General features: G+C 48.6%; 14 protein-coding genes. 13 read left to right on the forward strand and 1 reads right to left on the reverse strand.

Going from position 1 to position 15555, the window contains the following annotated elements; genetic code table 11:
* Window positions 1-6 precede the first annotated feature (6 nt).
* The 13 genes from traO (at window position 7) to repA (ending at window position 12958) form a co-directional block, all read left to right on the forward strand.
* Complete coding sequence (gene traO / locus AC4OVS_RS00750; protein ID WP_015058942.1) at window positions 7-1356, forward strand: conjugal transfer protein TraO; 1350 nt, start codon at window positions 7-9, stop codon at window positions 1354-1356.
* A gap of 11 nt (window positions 1357-1367) precedes the next feature.
* Complete coding sequence (gene traP / locus AC4OVS_RS00755) at window positions 1368-2072, forward strand: conjugal transfer protein TraP (protein WP_015243644.1); 705 nt, start codon at window positions 1368-1370, stop codon at window positions 2070-2072.
* 23 nt (window positions 2073-2095) lie between these two features.
* Window positions 2096-2626 carry a conjugal transfer protein TraQ gene (gene traQ, locus AC4OVS_RS00760; RefSeq protein ID WP_011091077.1) on the forward strand — a complete coding sequence of 177 codons (531 nt, stop codon included), beginning with the start codon at window positions 2096-2098 and terminating at the stop codon, window positions 2624-2626.
* Window positions 2627-2642: 16 nt separating this feature from the next.
* On the forward strand, window positions 2643-3032 hold the full coding sequence (locus tag AC4OVS_RS00765) for a DUF6750 family protein (protein ID WP_011091078.1): 390 nt from the start codon (window positions 2643-2645) through the stop codon (window positions 3030-3032).
* 45 nt (window positions 3033-3077) lie between these two features.
* Window positions 3078-3572 carry a hypothetical protein gene (locus AC4OVS_RS00770; protein ID WP_015243645.1) on the forward strand — a complete coding sequence of 165 codons (495 nt, stop codon included), beginning with the start codon at window positions 3078-3080 and terminating at the stop codon, window positions 3570-3572.
* Window positions 3569-6619 carry a putative type IV secretion/conjugal transfer ATPase gene (locus tag AC4OVS_RS00775; RefSeq protein ID WP_011091081.1) on the forward strand — a complete coding sequence of 1017 codons (3051 nt, stop codon included), beginning with the start codon at window positions 3569-3571 and terminating at the stop codon, window positions 6617-6619. The genes AC4OVS_RS00770 and AC4OVS_RS00775 overlap by 4 nt, the downstream gene beginning before the upstream one ends.
* Window positions 6616-7824 carry a conjugal transfer protein TraW gene (traW, locus tag AC4OVS_RS00780; protein WP_011091082.1) on the forward strand — a complete coding sequence of 403 codons (1209 nt, stop codon included), beginning with the start codon at window positions 6616-6618 and terminating at the stop codon, window positions 7822-7824. The genes AC4OVS_RS00775 and traW overlap by 4 nt, the downstream gene beginning before the upstream one ends.
* On the forward strand, window positions 7821-8471 hold the full coding sequence (locus AC4OVS_RS00785) for a hypothetical protein (protein ID WP_011091083.1): 651 nt from the start codon (window positions 7821-7823) through the stop codon (window positions 8469-8471). The genes traW and AC4OVS_RS00785 overlap by 4 nt, the downstream gene beginning before the upstream one ends.
* Window positions 8464-10644, forward strand: coding sequence for a DotA/TraY family protein (locus AC4OVS_RS00790; RefSeq protein WP_004187492.1), 2181 nt, complete (start codon window positions 8464-8466; stop codon window positions 10642-10644). The genes AC4OVS_RS00785 and AC4OVS_RS00790 overlap by 8 nt, the downstream gene beginning before the upstream one ends.
* A 2-nt stretch (window positions 10645-10646) precedes the next feature.
* Window positions 10647-11300: a hypothetical protein gene (locus tag AC4OVS_RS00795; protein ID WP_011091084.1), complete on the forward strand. Its 654-nt coding sequence runs from the start codon at window positions 10647-10649 to the stop codon at window positions 11298-11300.
* A gap of 74 nt (window positions 11301-11374) precedes the next feature.
* Window positions 11375-11605 (forward strand): IncL/M type plasmid replication protein RepC, encoded by a 231-nt coding sequence (repC, locus tag AC4OVS_RS00800; RefSeq protein WP_011091085.1) that lies wholly within the window; start codon window positions 11375-11377, stop codon window positions 11603-11605.
* Window positions 11606-11855: 250 nt separating this feature from the next.
* On the forward strand, window positions 11856-11906 hold the full coding sequence (repB, locus tag AC4OVS_RS00805; RefSeq protein WP_011091097.1) for an IncL/M-type plasmid replication leader peptide RepB: 51 nt from the start codon (window positions 11856-11858) through the stop codon (window positions 11904-11906).
* Window positions 11903-12958 carry a plasmid replication initiator RepA gene (gene repA, locus AC4OVS_RS00810; protein WP_011091086.1) on the forward strand — a complete coding sequence of 352 codons (1056 nt, stop codon included), beginning with the start codon at window positions 11903-11905 and terminating at the stop codon, window positions 12956-12958. The genes repB and repA overlap by 4 nt, the downstream gene beginning before the upstream one ends.
* Window positions 12959-13961: 1003 nt before the next feature.
* Here the strand turns inward: repA and AC4OVS_RS00815 are convergent.
* The gene (locus tag AC4OVS_RS00815; RefSeq protein ID WP_000027057.1) at window positions 13962-14822 is read right to left on the reverse strand and encodes a broad-spectrum class A beta-lactamase TEM-1; all 861 of its coding nucleotides are present in this window, start codon (window positions 14820-14822) and stop codon (window positions 13962-13964) included.
* Window positions 14823-15555 lie beyond the last annotated feature (733 nt).

Here is a 15555-nt window from a genome sequence, read left to right on the forward strand (position 1 = left end):
ACGACGATGGCTACAGATAAAGGTAAAGAAACCAGAAAAATGATGCTCTACGTCGGTGGTGCTGCTGCAGTGGTGGCGCTTCTGGGAGGGTACTGGTTGTTTGGCTCATCAGATGAGTCGGCAACGGGTGGGTCGCAGGTGAAAGCCCAGGGGCTGGAAGGGAAAACTGGCAGGGAAAAAGCTAATGATCCCCAATACAACAAGCTGCTGAATGAGTGGAATGTTGATAATTCAGATAAAGCGGCTCTCACAGGGGATAGCTTCATCTCCACGTTGTCAGCCAGTAATCCGGTGGCCGTTGATTACGGCACCAAAGCACCGCCACCAAAATATTCGTGGGAATCGTCAGCAAAGCCGTCGGGCGATAACAGTAAGGCGAATGATGCTGAGCAGAAAGAGCGTGAGCGTCAGGCTAAAGCGGTGGCTACGTTACTGCAGAAAATAGACCAGGCCAGAACACCAGTTGTCACGGGTGTTGCTCTTGCAACCCCTCTGGGAGCAGAAGGAAATGACAAGAACGGCGGTACCTTCTCAGGGTGGACCGATTCGGTCTATCCGCAGAACAAAAAGCCGGATGCTGAAAAACAACAGGGGGCGAAGAATAAGGCCAAAGATAAAGGAGCCCGACTTGTATCGGCTTACACGCTTGTGCCGGCAGTAATGGATACGGCGATGGACAGTGACGATCAGAACAGTATTGCTATTGCCCATGTTCCAACTGGAGCTCAGGCCGGCGCCAAATTCTATTCTGGCCAAAACCGTCTTGCCGGCGATGGTATTCGAATTCACTTCACCGGCATGGAGCTGAACGGAGTGCAGTGTAAGGTCGATGCGTATGGCGTGGCTTCCGACTCGTTGCGCGCGGCCGTTTCCTCAAATGTAAATAACCGCTGGTTCAGCCGTATTATTCTGCCGGCTGTCGCTAACGGATTAGGCCGAACTGGTCAGCTGTATGCGGACAGCAATTCGCAGATGATTATCACTGACGGCGGGAACGCATACCGCTCAACTGGCACACCGAACGGGAAGGCTGTAGCCGGTACCATTATTGGCGGGATGGGTGAACAGGCAGGGCGTGTCCTGGCTGACGATGCAGCCCGTCTGCCGGTGAAGCAGGTTACGGTTGACCGTAATCAGCTCATAGGCATCCAGTTTGTCGCGCCGGTGTATGAAAGCGACTGTGGCGAGAATATGGAAAATGCTTCTGCAGAGCAGGCGCAGCAGCAAGCTACTCCGACACTCACCAGTGTGCCGCCTCAGCAGATGCCACAACCACCGGCTCCAAATTACCCTCAGCAAAACTTTCCCAGCTACCCCGGCTACGGGTATGGCTCCAGTAACCCGTATTACCGTTAAGGAGATTGATAATGAATCTGTTTGAAGAAGACAATAAAAACGAAGCAGCTCCTGCCCAGGAACCGGTGTCTGCCAAGCCTGCTGAAAAGCCAAAACCGACAGTGACGCCAGCAGCAAAAGCAAACAAAAAGCCGCTTAAGATTAGTGACTATGCATGGATTGGTGGTATCGCTGTCATAGCTATCCTGCTTTTAGTCTGGTTGTTTGGGGGCTCCGATAGTGACACTGCGCCTGCGGCCGGGAATGGCACGATCCAGTCTTCAGGGCAACGTCAGAACGTACAGGCTGCCCCTGCCGGGCAGGATTCTGGTGACTTCCGCGAGCAAATTTCCGGGATTTTGCTGCAGCAAAAGGAACGGCTGGACGCGATAGAATCAACTTCTAAAAATGGAATGATGATCCTTTCCAGTCAGTTACAAAGCGCTAATGAACAAATCAAAAATCTGAACAATCAGGTTCAGGAACTGAAAATGAAATCCGCTGGTTATGGGCCTTCATTTGGTAATCAGAGTGGAACAATTTCTGGGGCAACGTCGCAGGCATTACCTTTGTTGAGAGGTTTTTCAATTAATGATTTATCTGGCGATCTTGCTTGGGTAAAATACAAAAACCAGACGTATGCTGTGAAGGTCGGTAGTCAACTTGGCGGAGTCACCATTACGGGTATCGATACTGAAAATAGAATCGTTACTACAAGTAAAGGCCTTATCCGCTAAACAGGACCCAAAAAGGCGAAACTATGGATTTAGAATCGGTATTAATTCAGGTTGCTAACGGTGGTCAGGAACCGCTGACAAGGCTAATCATAGGTGTCGCTGCAGTCGTTGGGATCATTGGTGTTATTGGATATCTGATGAGCCTGCGGAAGCAGGCCAGGCATTCAACAAAAGGTGTGGAAGTTGGCAGAATTTTTGCCGGTATCATCTTCTGTGTATGCCTCATCACGTTGAAGGCACAGATGAACTCAGGCGGTGCCACTTTAGGATTTGGCGATGTTAGCTTCGGACCCGTCAGTTATGCGAGCGAATCTACGTTTGGCATGGGAGCCGCAGCAGTCAACGCAGTGCTGGGGATTGTTAGAATTCTCGGCGCATACTTTTTTTACAGGGGTATAAAGGGGTTGAAAGACTCTTACCTTGAGGGCCATACGGAGCTGTCAGCTTCGGGTACGAGAGGGGCATCCATTGTGAAAATTGTATGTGGACTACTTCTGATGTTCGATACACAAACGCTCGATGCGTTGCAGAGCACATTAAACATTCACTGGTAATCAAAAAGGATACTTTATGAAAATTGTTAAACTTATCAAAGACAAGGCATTATCTGCATCCATCGCAGCGTATCAGCTGCGCGGAACGGTGGCAAAATCGTTAGTGGTATTGCCGCTGGCATTACTGAGCAAAGAGGCTGCGGCTGAAACGACTGTCTGGGAGAAAATCAATACCTTCACGGAAGGTCTTGCCAGTACCCAGCCTGGTCTGATTACCGGCGGTAAAGTCATTGGTGTTGTGTTCTTTATTGTCGGGCTTGTTTCTCTTTTCCTTAAAAACAAACGCGGGAAAGATATCAGTGGCAGCTTCATCTTCTGGTCAATGGTTGTTGGTGCCTGCCTGGTCGGCCTGACCGCATGGATCTCTTCTGTTGGTTCAACTGTTGGCGTTGACGCAACCCTGTAATGTCCCTTCGGCCCCGCCTTGCGGGGCCAATACCGGAGTTCCCTCATGAAAGATTTTAAGCTCACCAGGAATGAACAACCTGCCAGATGCCATGTGTGCGGGATAAAGAGCAAAGATGTTTTCTCCCTCGCAGAAGATGGACAGAAAGAGAGAATGCTTTGCTCTGTATGCCTGTCGCTCGAACATCCGGAGAAAATGAAACTAGAGACTCAAACCGGACTTCTGCTGAAGAGAAATACAAACCGAAAACTCTACAGCCTGCTGTTTCGTTCAATTGCAAAGGCGGAAAAGTCAACGGACGATTCTTACCGTGAAAAGGCGAAGAAACTTAAACAGATATTGCTCAGCACAACTGACGTAGTTCTAAACGAAACCGGCAGTGATGATGGATACGATTTACTGCACCTGATAAAAAAACACCATCAGTTACTTCCCATGAATTTTGACGATGAGTTTGTCGCTTCTGTTGCAGAGTCAGACGAATTGCCGGATGTAAGTGACTGGAATGAAATTTACAAGGGTAAGAGAGGTTTTAAATGATTTCTTTCTTTGAGGATGTGATCGAAGGTATCTCACGCAATCTGACATCAAATGACTCGTTAAAATACTGTGATTTGACAACGGTTGTAGGGCTTACGTCGCAGGATCGCGTTGAGCATCCTGAAATCAGGGCTCCGTACATTCTGACCACTAAGAACAACGATTTTCTTACCGTTATTGAGGTTCAGGGCGCTAAATCATCGTTTGACGAGAAGTCGTTTAATGACTTCATCATGCACCTATCAAACTCCTTGTCGAATTCCTTTATTAACAGCGGCCATAAGTTGTCTGTGGTGTTCGAACGCGACTTTACCAAGAACCAGGAAGAGCTGAATAATGTTTATAAACCGCAGGTAGCAGCAATAGAGCGTCTGCAGATAGACATTAAAGACCTGATCGCCGATGACGCAAAAAAAATCGCCGCTCATTACAGCCGTGAACGCGCTTACATCGTGCTGTATACCTCGAAGGGGATGATTGCGAAGGATGAACTTAAAAACGAACAGGCAAAAGCTGCCGGCGTACTGAAGGATATCCCGCAGACGCGCTTCAGTCAGAACCCAATCGAATTTCAGCTTGAAGGTTTGAAGATCACGCATGACGCGATGCTGTGGCGCCTGATTGGTATGCTTCAGGGGGATGATGAATCAGGAATGGGGCTTCTGGTTGATGTCCTCGATGTCAAACACGCTGGCGCAATGATGCGTCAGATGCTGTTCCGGAATTCAACATCAGAAAACTGGTACCCTCGCACGCCGTTTGACCAAAATCTGCGAATTTATGGCGCCCCACGGAAAGACAATATCGACTCCGTGCTGCCGCCGCGGCTGAATATCCAGATCATGGAAGGGGAACTGGAAGAAGATGGTGGCCTGATTTACTGTGATGGTAAGTATTACGGCTCTGTTGCCCTTGAGTTACCACCACTTCACCCTGTCAAATTTAAGCAGTTATTCAACGCGATTAACCGGAAAATCCCGTACCGGATAAAATATGACTTTATAGGCGGGGGCAAAAAAGCACTGTTCTGGCCATCAGTAATCATATCTTTCCTTCGTTTCATTCCCTCACTCGGTAATATCGCGCGTGATATGGATTATGTCCGGGCCCAGAGCGAAACCGATCCAACGGCTATCATGGCCATCAACTTTGCCACCTGGGGCGACACTAAGGATGAAGCCAAACGCAACCTGGCGGCTTTAACTAAGGCGATTGAAGGCTGGGGTGTATCAGGTGTGTCCAAGACATATGGCAATCCAGGTAGCGCACTGATTGCATCCGTTCCGGGGCTGACGACGGCCACACCTGGCTCATTGCATTATCCGCCGTTGAGTGAAGGCTTGCGGATGTTACCTTTTGAACGTCCGGCCAGTCCCTGGCATGGTAAAGGCAATATCAACTTCATCACGCTCGATGGCAAGCTGTTCCCCTATCAAATCGCCAGTCCCCTGCAGGAGAAATTTACCGATGTCATCACCGGTGTTCCTGGTTCCGGTAAAAGCGTGCTGGCCAACCGCCTTAACCTGAGTTCGATTTACCGGGCTGATAAAAAACTGCCTTATCTGACCATCATTGATAAGGGCTACAGTGCAAAAGGTATCGCCGATCTGATTAGCGCTGAGCTGCCGTCAGAGAAACGTCACCAGATTGCCAGTATCACCCTGAACAATGACGAATCGCACTGTATTAACATCTGCGATACGCAGTTAGGTTCAAGGTATCTGACGCAGTTTGAGGAAGTATTCTTAAAGCAGATGCTTAACGCATTCTGTATTGATCCGGCAATTGGCCAGCCGCCAGATGCAATGAGCGTTGGCCAAATCGTCAGTAAGGTTGTATCAAACGTATACAAAGCAAAAGCGCATTCAAGTGCTAACTTGTTTAAGTATAACGACCCGGTGATTAATGAAGCTCTGAAAGAATCAGGTCTGGATAAAGAGCTTGGTGAAGACTGGTTTGAAAGAGCTACATGGTGGGAAGTCGTTGATAAGCTGTTTGCCAAAAAATATCTTCATGCTGCGACGGTTGCTCAGCGTTATGCTGTGCCAACCATTCACGATTTTATTGCTGAACTACAAACTGAATCATTTAAAAACCAATACGCTGACGTAAAAGTTAATGGGAGTGAGCCTGTAGTAGGCTTCGTTGCACGTTGCTTCCAGGCTGCTGCAGCTGAGTATGCCATTTTCTCAGGGATAACGGTTTATGATTTCAGCCCGGAGACTCGCATTGCGATCCTGGACATGCAAAACGTCCTCGGTGACAGAACGACACCTGCAGGTAAGCTCAAGTCCGGCATTATGTATCTTTTTGCGCGCCAGATGGCTGTGCGTAACTACTACCTGCCTCAGTCCGCAGAAACCTTCATTCCTGCTTTACCGGAGCAGTACAGGGCATATCACCAGGCGCGCATCAGGGAGCTTTCAGAAGAGGTTAAACATACCTTTTATGATGAGTGTCATAACTTTGCCGGCATCGACTTTATTCAAAATGCGCTGAACACCGCTGACCTTGAAGATCGTAAATTCAACGTCCGTACTGCCTTCTCGTCTCAGTATCTGAGCCATATGCCTTCGAGTGTGCTTAAAACCATGAACAGCCTGTTTATGATGCGCCTGACGGAAGGGGATGAAGAGTATCTGAAGCAATTAGAGATCAACATCCCGGCCGATATCCTGCGTCGTTTCAGACAGCTTCCGCAAGGGGTTTATCCGGACGGAAGTGGTACTGCATTCCTCGGTATTTTTAAAACAAAACGTGGTCTTATTTGCCACATTCTGAAAAACACATTAGGACCAAAACTGCTTTGGGCTTTGAACTCATCTGCAAAAGATAGAGCGCTCAGAGATGTGCTTTATGAAGAGCTGGGAACGAAAAAAGCAAGGGAAGAATTAGCAAATAGATTCCCTATGGGAAGTGCATCAAGTATCATTGATGAAATGGTGGTCAATCAGGGTGGTGAGCGTGATTCTGAAGAAGAATCACAAACTATGGCGATGAAGCTCGCTAAAGAAATCATTTCTGATGTGAGAAGGGGATTCAGATGATAAAAATCGGAAAAGCAAAACGGTCAGTGATGGCCGTTTCAATTCTGGCCTTCAGCGTACAGTCAGCATTTGCCTATACGGTCAACGTTAACAGCAGCATTCCCATCTCAACGCAGGTTATGCCGGCGTTGAGCACAGCTAATGGCCTGTTAGGTAATATCCAGGCCACGCTGATTAACATTGGTACGGCAATCAGCCAGCAGGGCGATCGCCAGGCAGCATTAATGCAGCAGGTGGCTGAAACTAACCGACAGTTCGAAGTCGAGCAAAAACGTAATGACCGGCTGCTGCAGGCACAGGATAAGTACCGTGTTCCGGATGATATCTGTGCGCAGTCTATTGGCGGTGGCGCCGCGGGGGTATCCTCTGCGGCCGCTGGCGGTCAGCGAACGCTGGGAAGCGCCAGTTCTGCGAAAGATGTTAAGGCTATTTTTGAAGTGCCGGCACGCGCAACCGACGTGGATGCATCTTCAACGGCCGAAGTTCACAGCCAGTACTGCGACAGTTCGGATTATGCTGCATTTGGTGGGACTTCATTCTGCCCAAGTGTATCTGACATGCCGCGGGCAGATACGTCGCTGAGCTCGTTGCTTTATGGCGCCGGCAAAGAAGGCAAGGCACCTGATCTGACGTTTACAGATGAGCAGACAGATGCGGCGCTGCGCTATATGAAAAATACCGCGTTGCGCAGTGCTGGTCGTCAGCTGAGTCGTGGGGAAGTTAAAGGCGCCAGCGGGCGAATTTACCTGGGCATGATTCAGCAATACCAGGCGCTCACCGACGCGGCCGCACAACCTCAGATGGAAATGATCGCCAACTCCAAACCGAACCCGGCCACTGATGCCGCGCTTGCAGATGCGCGCAAAGTGCCGGAAGTCGAATCCTATTTCCAGGCGACGGCCAGTAACAGGGCGAAACAGCTTAACCGTATGTCTGCCAGAGAGTTTGAGGAATTCGAAGTAGGTCGCCGTTACAGCAACCCTGCTTACCAGGCGACGCTGACCAACAAGAACACCGAAGATTTGATGCGTGAGCAAATCAATATCGCCAATCTGAACAACTGGTTAGTGCTGAAAACCAAACAGCAGCTGGAGAAACAAAATGTGCTGCTTGGCCAGATCCTGGCGAACGACGCATATCAAACATACAAACCGATGCTGGCAGCACAGCTGGAGAGTGTGAACGCGGGAGTATCCAGAAAATGACCGACGAAAATAAAACAGGGGATAAAGACACAGCCAAATCAGGGAAATTAAAAAAAGGCCTTGATGTTGTAACAGGTGTCAATGACCTCCCGGAAGGGAAGGCTAAACGAACGATATATTATATTACTGGCATCAGCGATATATATTTTATTATCGCGTCAGTAAAGCAAACATTCAGCCTGCTCTTTCAGCGGGCTTCATTCGTTAAGAAGCAAATAAAAAACCTTGATGGTCCACCTGTTGATTCTGATGCAAATCAGCCGTTCGCCGAAGTTATGAAACGGAGCAATAGACCTGTATCAGAATTGTTGGATAAGGCCAGTTTATACAAGAAATACTGGCTTTGTTGTTTTTTTGCATTAGTCCTCATTCTGCTTTTTTTAACGTCTGGTTATGCCAGATTGCTTCTAAATGGCTCACCGAACATGAGCTTGTTAAGAGCAACTCTCACCTGTGGCGTCCTGTTTGCTGCTGGGATCTTTACTTTCATTAAGGCTCTCACATGTGAGTTCATGGGGTGGCAGTTACGAAACCAGGCTCACTCTGATGCAGAGCAAGGTACGTTACGTTATTTCCTTAATGATGGGGGAGTGCGTAATACATTTAATTTTTCGCAGGCTGGTCAAGAGCGGGGGCCACATGAGTAAATTAAAAAGGTTGCTTCTATCTCTTTTCGTTGTGGCGTCGCCTTCATATTCAGCGGATTTGGGGATTGATGGCATAACTGAAGCGGCTAAACGTTCAGGTGACCTATCGCGTCAAATGTTACATACCGTTTTTGGTGAGGTAGTTAATAATCCGTTTAGCCCTTCCGGCGATGGCTTACTTAATAACGTTTTCTTCACTGTCAACGAAGTTATCGCGATTCTTGCCCTTGTCTATATGGGGATAATCAGCATTAAGAAACTTCACCAGGCAGGTCAGTTGGGAAGTTTCATTGAGGGTGATGGCAATAACGCATTCAAAATTGTTAAAACGACTTTTGGGTGGTTGTTGCTTGTACCTACCGTTGTCGGTTGGTCTGTGGCGCAGCTGCTTTTTCTATGGTGCGGTTCAATCATTGGCGTAGGATCTGCCAATGTTATTGCAGATAAAACGGCTTCGGAATTAGCGAGTGGTAAAGCTGTCTATATAGCCCCTGTTATGCCAGAAATGGCGTCTGTTGCAAAAGGGATGTTTGAAACAAACCTTTGTGCTTTGGGTGTAAATCAGGGGATTGCTCAAATGGAGGCTTCTGGCCAACATTATGAGAATAACGCCAGAATGCAATACCAAACAGGTGACAGCACATATTCTATATCTGTAAACAACGGCTCAGCTGTATGTGGGACCGTTTCGCTGCCACAACGTCCAGCAGGATGGACTTCTATCTTCGCTAGCGGTTATGCGGATTCCGTCTACAGCGTTCAGCAACAAGCAACGGACACGTTGTGGGGAAAAATGAAGACTGCTGCAGAGCAGTTTAATGCAGCATATATGGCAAAAATGCGTTCCGGGGACGGTGAGCTGCCAGATGTTGAAAGCGCGATCCAGACTGCTGCGCGTGATTACCAGCTTCAGGTTCAACATGCTGCTAATTCAGCAGCCGGTGACGACGAAATTGTTCAAAAAATGGAGTCGGATATCAAAGAGAAAGGGTGGCTATATCTTGGTGTGTACTATCACACATTAGCTACTGCGAATACCGAGATGAAAGATGTTGCTAACCTGAAGCCGGTAGTTTCAGGAATGAGTAACGATGGCGATATCGGCTCTATCGATTACTTTAAAGGCTTGTTCCAGGCTTACCATTCTCAACTGAAAAATAGTAATTATACGCCGCCTCTTGGCACCGAATCTAACGCACTTGCAAGGAACATTGATCAAAAAAGCCTTGAAAATGCCGCCACAACTGGAGACGGAACGTCCCTTATTACAAAAATTTTCGACTTCAACGTTACAAACTGGCTTGCAACGAGTAACTACGGCACTGGTGATGGTTACAGTGACGTGACCAACCCTTTACTCAAAATGAAAGCTATCGGCGATTACACGTTAGGTGTAGCTGAGGTTGGACTCGCCAGTTGGACCGCTATCAATGTTGCAGTGAAGGTTTCAGAAGGGAAGAGTCTACCCGGTTTTGCTGCGGGAATGATGAACAAACTTACAGGGATTCGAGATGCTATTGCTGGCGTATTAGAATCGGTTTCGTTCTTGGTTTACCCGCTGTTTTATAGCCTCTTTGGTATCGGTCTTGCACTATCTATCTGGCTGCCGTTTATACCGATGATTTATTGGTTTGTTGCTATGGCAGATTGGCTGGTTACGCTTATGACAGGTGTATTGGCGTCTTCCCTGTGGGCAGCTACCCATATCAACATTGGCCAGAGTAATGATGAGCGGAGTACATATGGTTATGTGTTCCTTATCGATGTAATGATTCGGCCGATGCTCATGGTAATGGGGTTTATTTTTGCTTCTCTGGCCATCGTAGCTTTGGGAACAGCGTTAAACATGATGTTTAAATTCGCTATGGAACAGGTCCAGTCTGACTCTTTCACTGGCCTGCTGTCATCGATCGGATTTTTGATGTTATATGCAAGGCTTTGCACAGGTATGGTGGCTCGCGTATTTGCACTTCCTGCGAGGATGCCGAACTATGTTATAAACTGGATTGGACAGAAGATGAACGATTCAGTGTTGGGTGATATGCAGAACCATGTTCATGACATCTTTGCTGCGTTCGGTCGTGGAGCCAAAAATATGAACCGTAACAACCCTAAGCAATTTAATCCTGACGCAGGTGTAGATAAGAGCAAGGACGGCATCAAAGGAGCTTAAATATGAATGCGTTATCAAACACTGACTTTAAGAAAATTAGTAACAATGCGCGTCCTAAAAGGCTTGGATACTACGCATCATGGCTCTGGATGATGTTTGTATTCCTCTTTCTGTTCGTTAGCGCTTTCGTGTTTCTGAGCGGCTTATACTGGACGGTTAGAGACGGTTCAATTCAGGAGCACTGGTTTAGTACAGTCGGTATCTTTGTGATCGATGCAGTGCTGATCTGGATGTTGAAAAAGGACTTCAGGAGCCGCAAGCTCTACCAAGTAACTGCTTCAATGAAGAACTCTGGTTTCTTCGAGCCTCATAAGGACTGCGAGCACTATGACCTGGCCCGGAGAACTTACATCGGCTTTGACTTCAGTACTGGAATCATAGGAGTAGCATCCCTGTATGCCACATCCAGTATTAAACGTGAGCGGCTATTTTTTGAAGCCGAAACAGTCGAGTCATGGGAGTCAGTCGGCAGGGAGTTAATCATAAACCTGCGAAATACGGGGCTTACGACGATAACGATCACAGCTCCAAATATCAATAAAGCGTACAGGGATATGGAAATCATCTGCAGAACGCATAAAAATAGGGATGAAAACTATCAGCATCTGAAGAGTAAACTGACAGACGCTGGATGGTTCATAAACAGCAATTATTGAGTTTAACCCGCCGAATATGGCGGGTTTTTTGTGTATACTCAAGTGGTTATAGTCGTATGTTGTGGGAGGAAGTAGTGAACAGAGTTACTGAGCGCCAGGAACAGAAGAGTAACCCGGAGTTCCAGAGAGAGTACCGGAACCGTATCCGGGAAACACACGACCAGTTAAACCTTTATCTCCCCAAAGATGCAAAAAGAATGTTGATAGAGATCACAAAAGTTAAAAAACTCACTCAGGCTGAAGTCATTGAATTTCTTGTCAAAAGTTATTACGACGGATTGAAATTTGACGATTCTGAAGAGTGATCTTACTATGTAAAAGCGGGTTCGCAGGTATTGCCCCGCTTAGAAACGCATGATATGTTAAGCGGCGTTTACATAACCTTACGGGGTTATTACAGAATTTAGCACGGGAAGAGCGGCCCGGAGATGTACCGCTTGGGGTGTGGCAGGAGCCACAAAAAGTAAAACCCCCTGATTCATCCTCTCACTTTGGCCGGTCAGAGATGAAATCAGGGGGCGCAAACTGCCTTGCTGGCAGAAAGGATTATAGCAAATGCGTACCCTATTGCAATACAGCCCGGCCAATAAGTGCAGGGGCTGGTGAATCAAAAGAATCCATACCTACAGCTTTCTGACATTGAGTCAGTAGAAGGTCTTTCGCCGGAGTTCATCTCCTGGCTTGAAAGCCAGTCCCCTAAAGAATCGCCCCTGCAGCTGCTTCTCGATGAAGGCACCAGGCCCGTGCGCAAAACCCGCCGTCGTCGCGGTACGCACTCAACGGCGTGTCTCTGCCCGGAGCCCAGCTGGTACCGACCGGACAATTTCAAAAAGCTCCCTGGCCAGCTTGGCCATGCCTACAACCGCCTTGTTCGCCGCGATCGCAAAACGGGCGCGTTAAGTCTGCGTATGCGGATCAGCCGCCACCCGTACTTCGTGCAGCTGCGCGAGCAGGCTGGCCGGCAGCGCGACTTCCGCCCGGAGCGGGAGAAATTACTCGATGCGATTGTGCCGCTCCTGGTCAGCACCGTTGACCGGGCTACCCATATTGACACTATCAACCTCAGTAAAATGGCGTGGCAGCTCAGCGAAAAGGACAGCGAAGGGAACGTGATCCGGAAAGTGACGGTACCGCGGGTTTGCCGGCTGCTGCAGCACATGATGGAATTCGGGTTACTGGCGCTGCCTGAAGGCGTCACATGGGACCCGTTTAACCGCAAGTGGTTCCCCAAGCATGTGGTGCTGACGGAACGCCTCTGGAAGATGATCGGTGTTGATCTCGATAAGCTGTATGCGGAGCAGGCCGAACAGGTGGCCGCTGAAGCTGCAGGCTGGATAACCCGTGATGAACATGGCCAGGCGGAAGAAATCTCTGTTAAAGCCGCGCGCCGGCGCTGGTATGAAAAAATGATGCACGCCACGCTGGTTCGCCGGCGTGAAGCCGCCCTGAAGGGTAAGCGCGAGAAGAAGCTGAAAGCGCTGGCAGAACAGCCCTATGACGACCGGGCTTACGCCATGTCCGTTCATCTGATACGGACGCTGCCGAAAGACGAACTGCACGCGCTGTCGCCTGAGCAGTTTACCCAGCGAGTACGCAGCCACCTGTATCAGCTCGATCTGGGGCTGGAGAGGGAATCCGGTCCCCCTGATTATCACTGATTTTCTCCCCCTGTAATTCTCTTACCGCCGCCTGGCGGTTTTCGTGCTGGCCAGCCGGCGCGACCTGCTCAAATTTCCTCCAGTTTTAACGTGTGGCCAACGTGATTTTTTGACGTTCTGGCGCCGCCGGTGGATAACCGGCAGCGAAATCACCACTATCCACAGTTATCCGCAAAGGAGGAAATAAAGTCACCTGCAATCGTGGTCAAAACAAGCTGCAATACACTCTTAACTTCTTTAAAAAGATCTTTATTCAATAAAGAGATCACTGTTATTCAGGCTCAATTTTCTGTGGATTATGGGAATATGCCTGGCCTTTCAGCGCCGCTACGCGGCACGACGGCCAGAATGGTCGCTATGCTCCCAGGTTAGCACCCGGCAAATGCCGGGCAGGGTGGCCAGCAGAAACCTCCAGTCCGGATTCTTCTTTGCCCCACCGTGCTTTTCCCCGCCGAGCCAACGGCTCGGCAGAAAAAAGCATGATGGATGTTGTAACTATGAACACCCCCGTAAGACGGCAGGGGTGCGACACGCCCCCCTGACGTCAACGCTACTACCCACGCGCCCGGTGTGCCGCTAACGTCACACCGCCCGCTCGCAGTAGCCAGGGGGTAATGTGGCCACAGAGCCATCTGCAGGGCAGTCTGGCAGGATAATCGTCTGCACTGACGTGCAATGCCTTTCAGGCAATCAGCACCGGTGCCAGCTGCCCGTTTTAAAATTAACAGGGAAAAGAGGATCGATTTAGCCGCGGTTATCCACGTCAGCCGCTCTCAGGCGCGTTAAACAGGGTGAAGACAGGGGAATGTTGCTCTTTTTGCAGTGAAGGCCACAGAGAGCGTTTTAGGCGCTTATTGGGGTCTGACGCTCAGTGGAACGAAAACTCACGTTAAGGGATTTTGGTCATGAGATTATCAAAAAGGATCTTCACCTAGATCCTTTTAAATTAAAAATGAAGTTTTAAATCAATCTAAAGTATATATGAGTAAACTTGGTCTGACAGTTACCAATGCTTAATCAGTGAGGCACCTATCTCAGCGATCTGTCTATTTCGTTCATCCATAGTTGCCTGACTCCCCGTCGTGTAGATAACTACGATACGGGAGGGCTTACCATCTGGCCCCAGTGCTGCAATGATACCGCGAGACCCACGCTCACCGGCTCCAGATTTATCAGCAATAAACCAGCCAGCCGGAAGGGCCGAGCGCAGAAGTGGTCCTGCAACTTTATCCGCCTCCATCCAGTCTATTAATTGTTGCCGGGAAGCTAGAGTAAGTAGTTCGCCAGTTAATAGTTTGCGCAACGTTGTTGCCATTGCTGCAGGCATCGTGGTGTCACGCTCGTCGTTTGGTATGGCTTCATTCAGCTCCGGTTCCCAACGATCAAGGCGAGTTACATGATCCCCCATGTTGTGCAAAAAAGCGGTTAGCTCCTTCGGTCCTCCGATCGTTGTCAGAAGTAAGTTGGCAGCAGTGTTATCACTCATGGTTATGGCAGCACTGCATAATTCTCTTACTGTCATGCCATCCGTAAGATGCTTTTCTGTGACTGGTGAGTACTCAACCAAGTCATTCTGAGAATAGTGTATGCGGCGACCGAGTTGCTCTTGCCCGGCGTCAACACGGGATAATACCGCACCACATAGCAGAACTTTAAAAGTGCTCATCATTGGAAAACGTTCTTCGGGGCGAAAACTCTCAAGGATCTTACCGCTGTTGAGATCCAGTTCGATGTAACCCACTCGTGCACCCAACTGATCTTCAGCATCTTTTACTTTCACCAGCGTTTCTGGGTGAGCAAAAACAGGAAGGCAAAATGCCGCAAAAAAGGGAATAAGGGCGACACGAAAATGTTGAATACTCATACTCTTCCTTTTTCAATATTATTGAAGCATTTACCAGGGTTATTGTCTCATGAGCGGATACATATTTGAATGTATTTAGAAAAATAAACAAATAGGGGTTCCGCGCACATTTCCCCGAAAAGTGCCACCTGACGTCTAAGAAACCATTATTATCATGACATTAACCTATAAAAATAGGCGTATCACGAGGCCTGTGGGAGGAAAATAAAGTGTCATCCTAACTACAGGACCCTGCAACGTAGCAATTCCTGCAAAAATCCATTTAAAACAATGACTTATTTCAATTCTGCCATCTGCAAGCGTTTTGTGGGGATGGAGGCCGGAATCATTAAAGTATCATCCTAATTTTCGCTCAACCTTGGAAAATGCTGAGAATCGTAAAAATAAAGTTTCATCCTTTCCGCTACTAGTTCAAGGCTTTCTTCCGGCCGCCGGCAACAACGCTGCTTGGCTGAGGCGATCCACTTGCGCTACCGCTCACTGATCAGATCGAACTTGAACTCGACGAGCAGCCAACCATCAGGCCGAGCGTGATCGCCAAAAAAAACGGATCATGCGAAATCCTTCGTTGAGTTTGGCGCGGGTTTTAGCAAATCAGCTGGCCCGCGATCCGGTTGAGAGTGATCCGAAGCGGTCCTTGACGACCGGCACAAATCGGCCGATTCTGTTGAAAAAGTAGCTTTAGCGGCAGCCTGCCGATCAGGTGTGCCTGCTGTCGAAGTGGCTGCAAGCC

This window comes from Enterobacter sp. 4974935, from assembly GCF_058661735.1.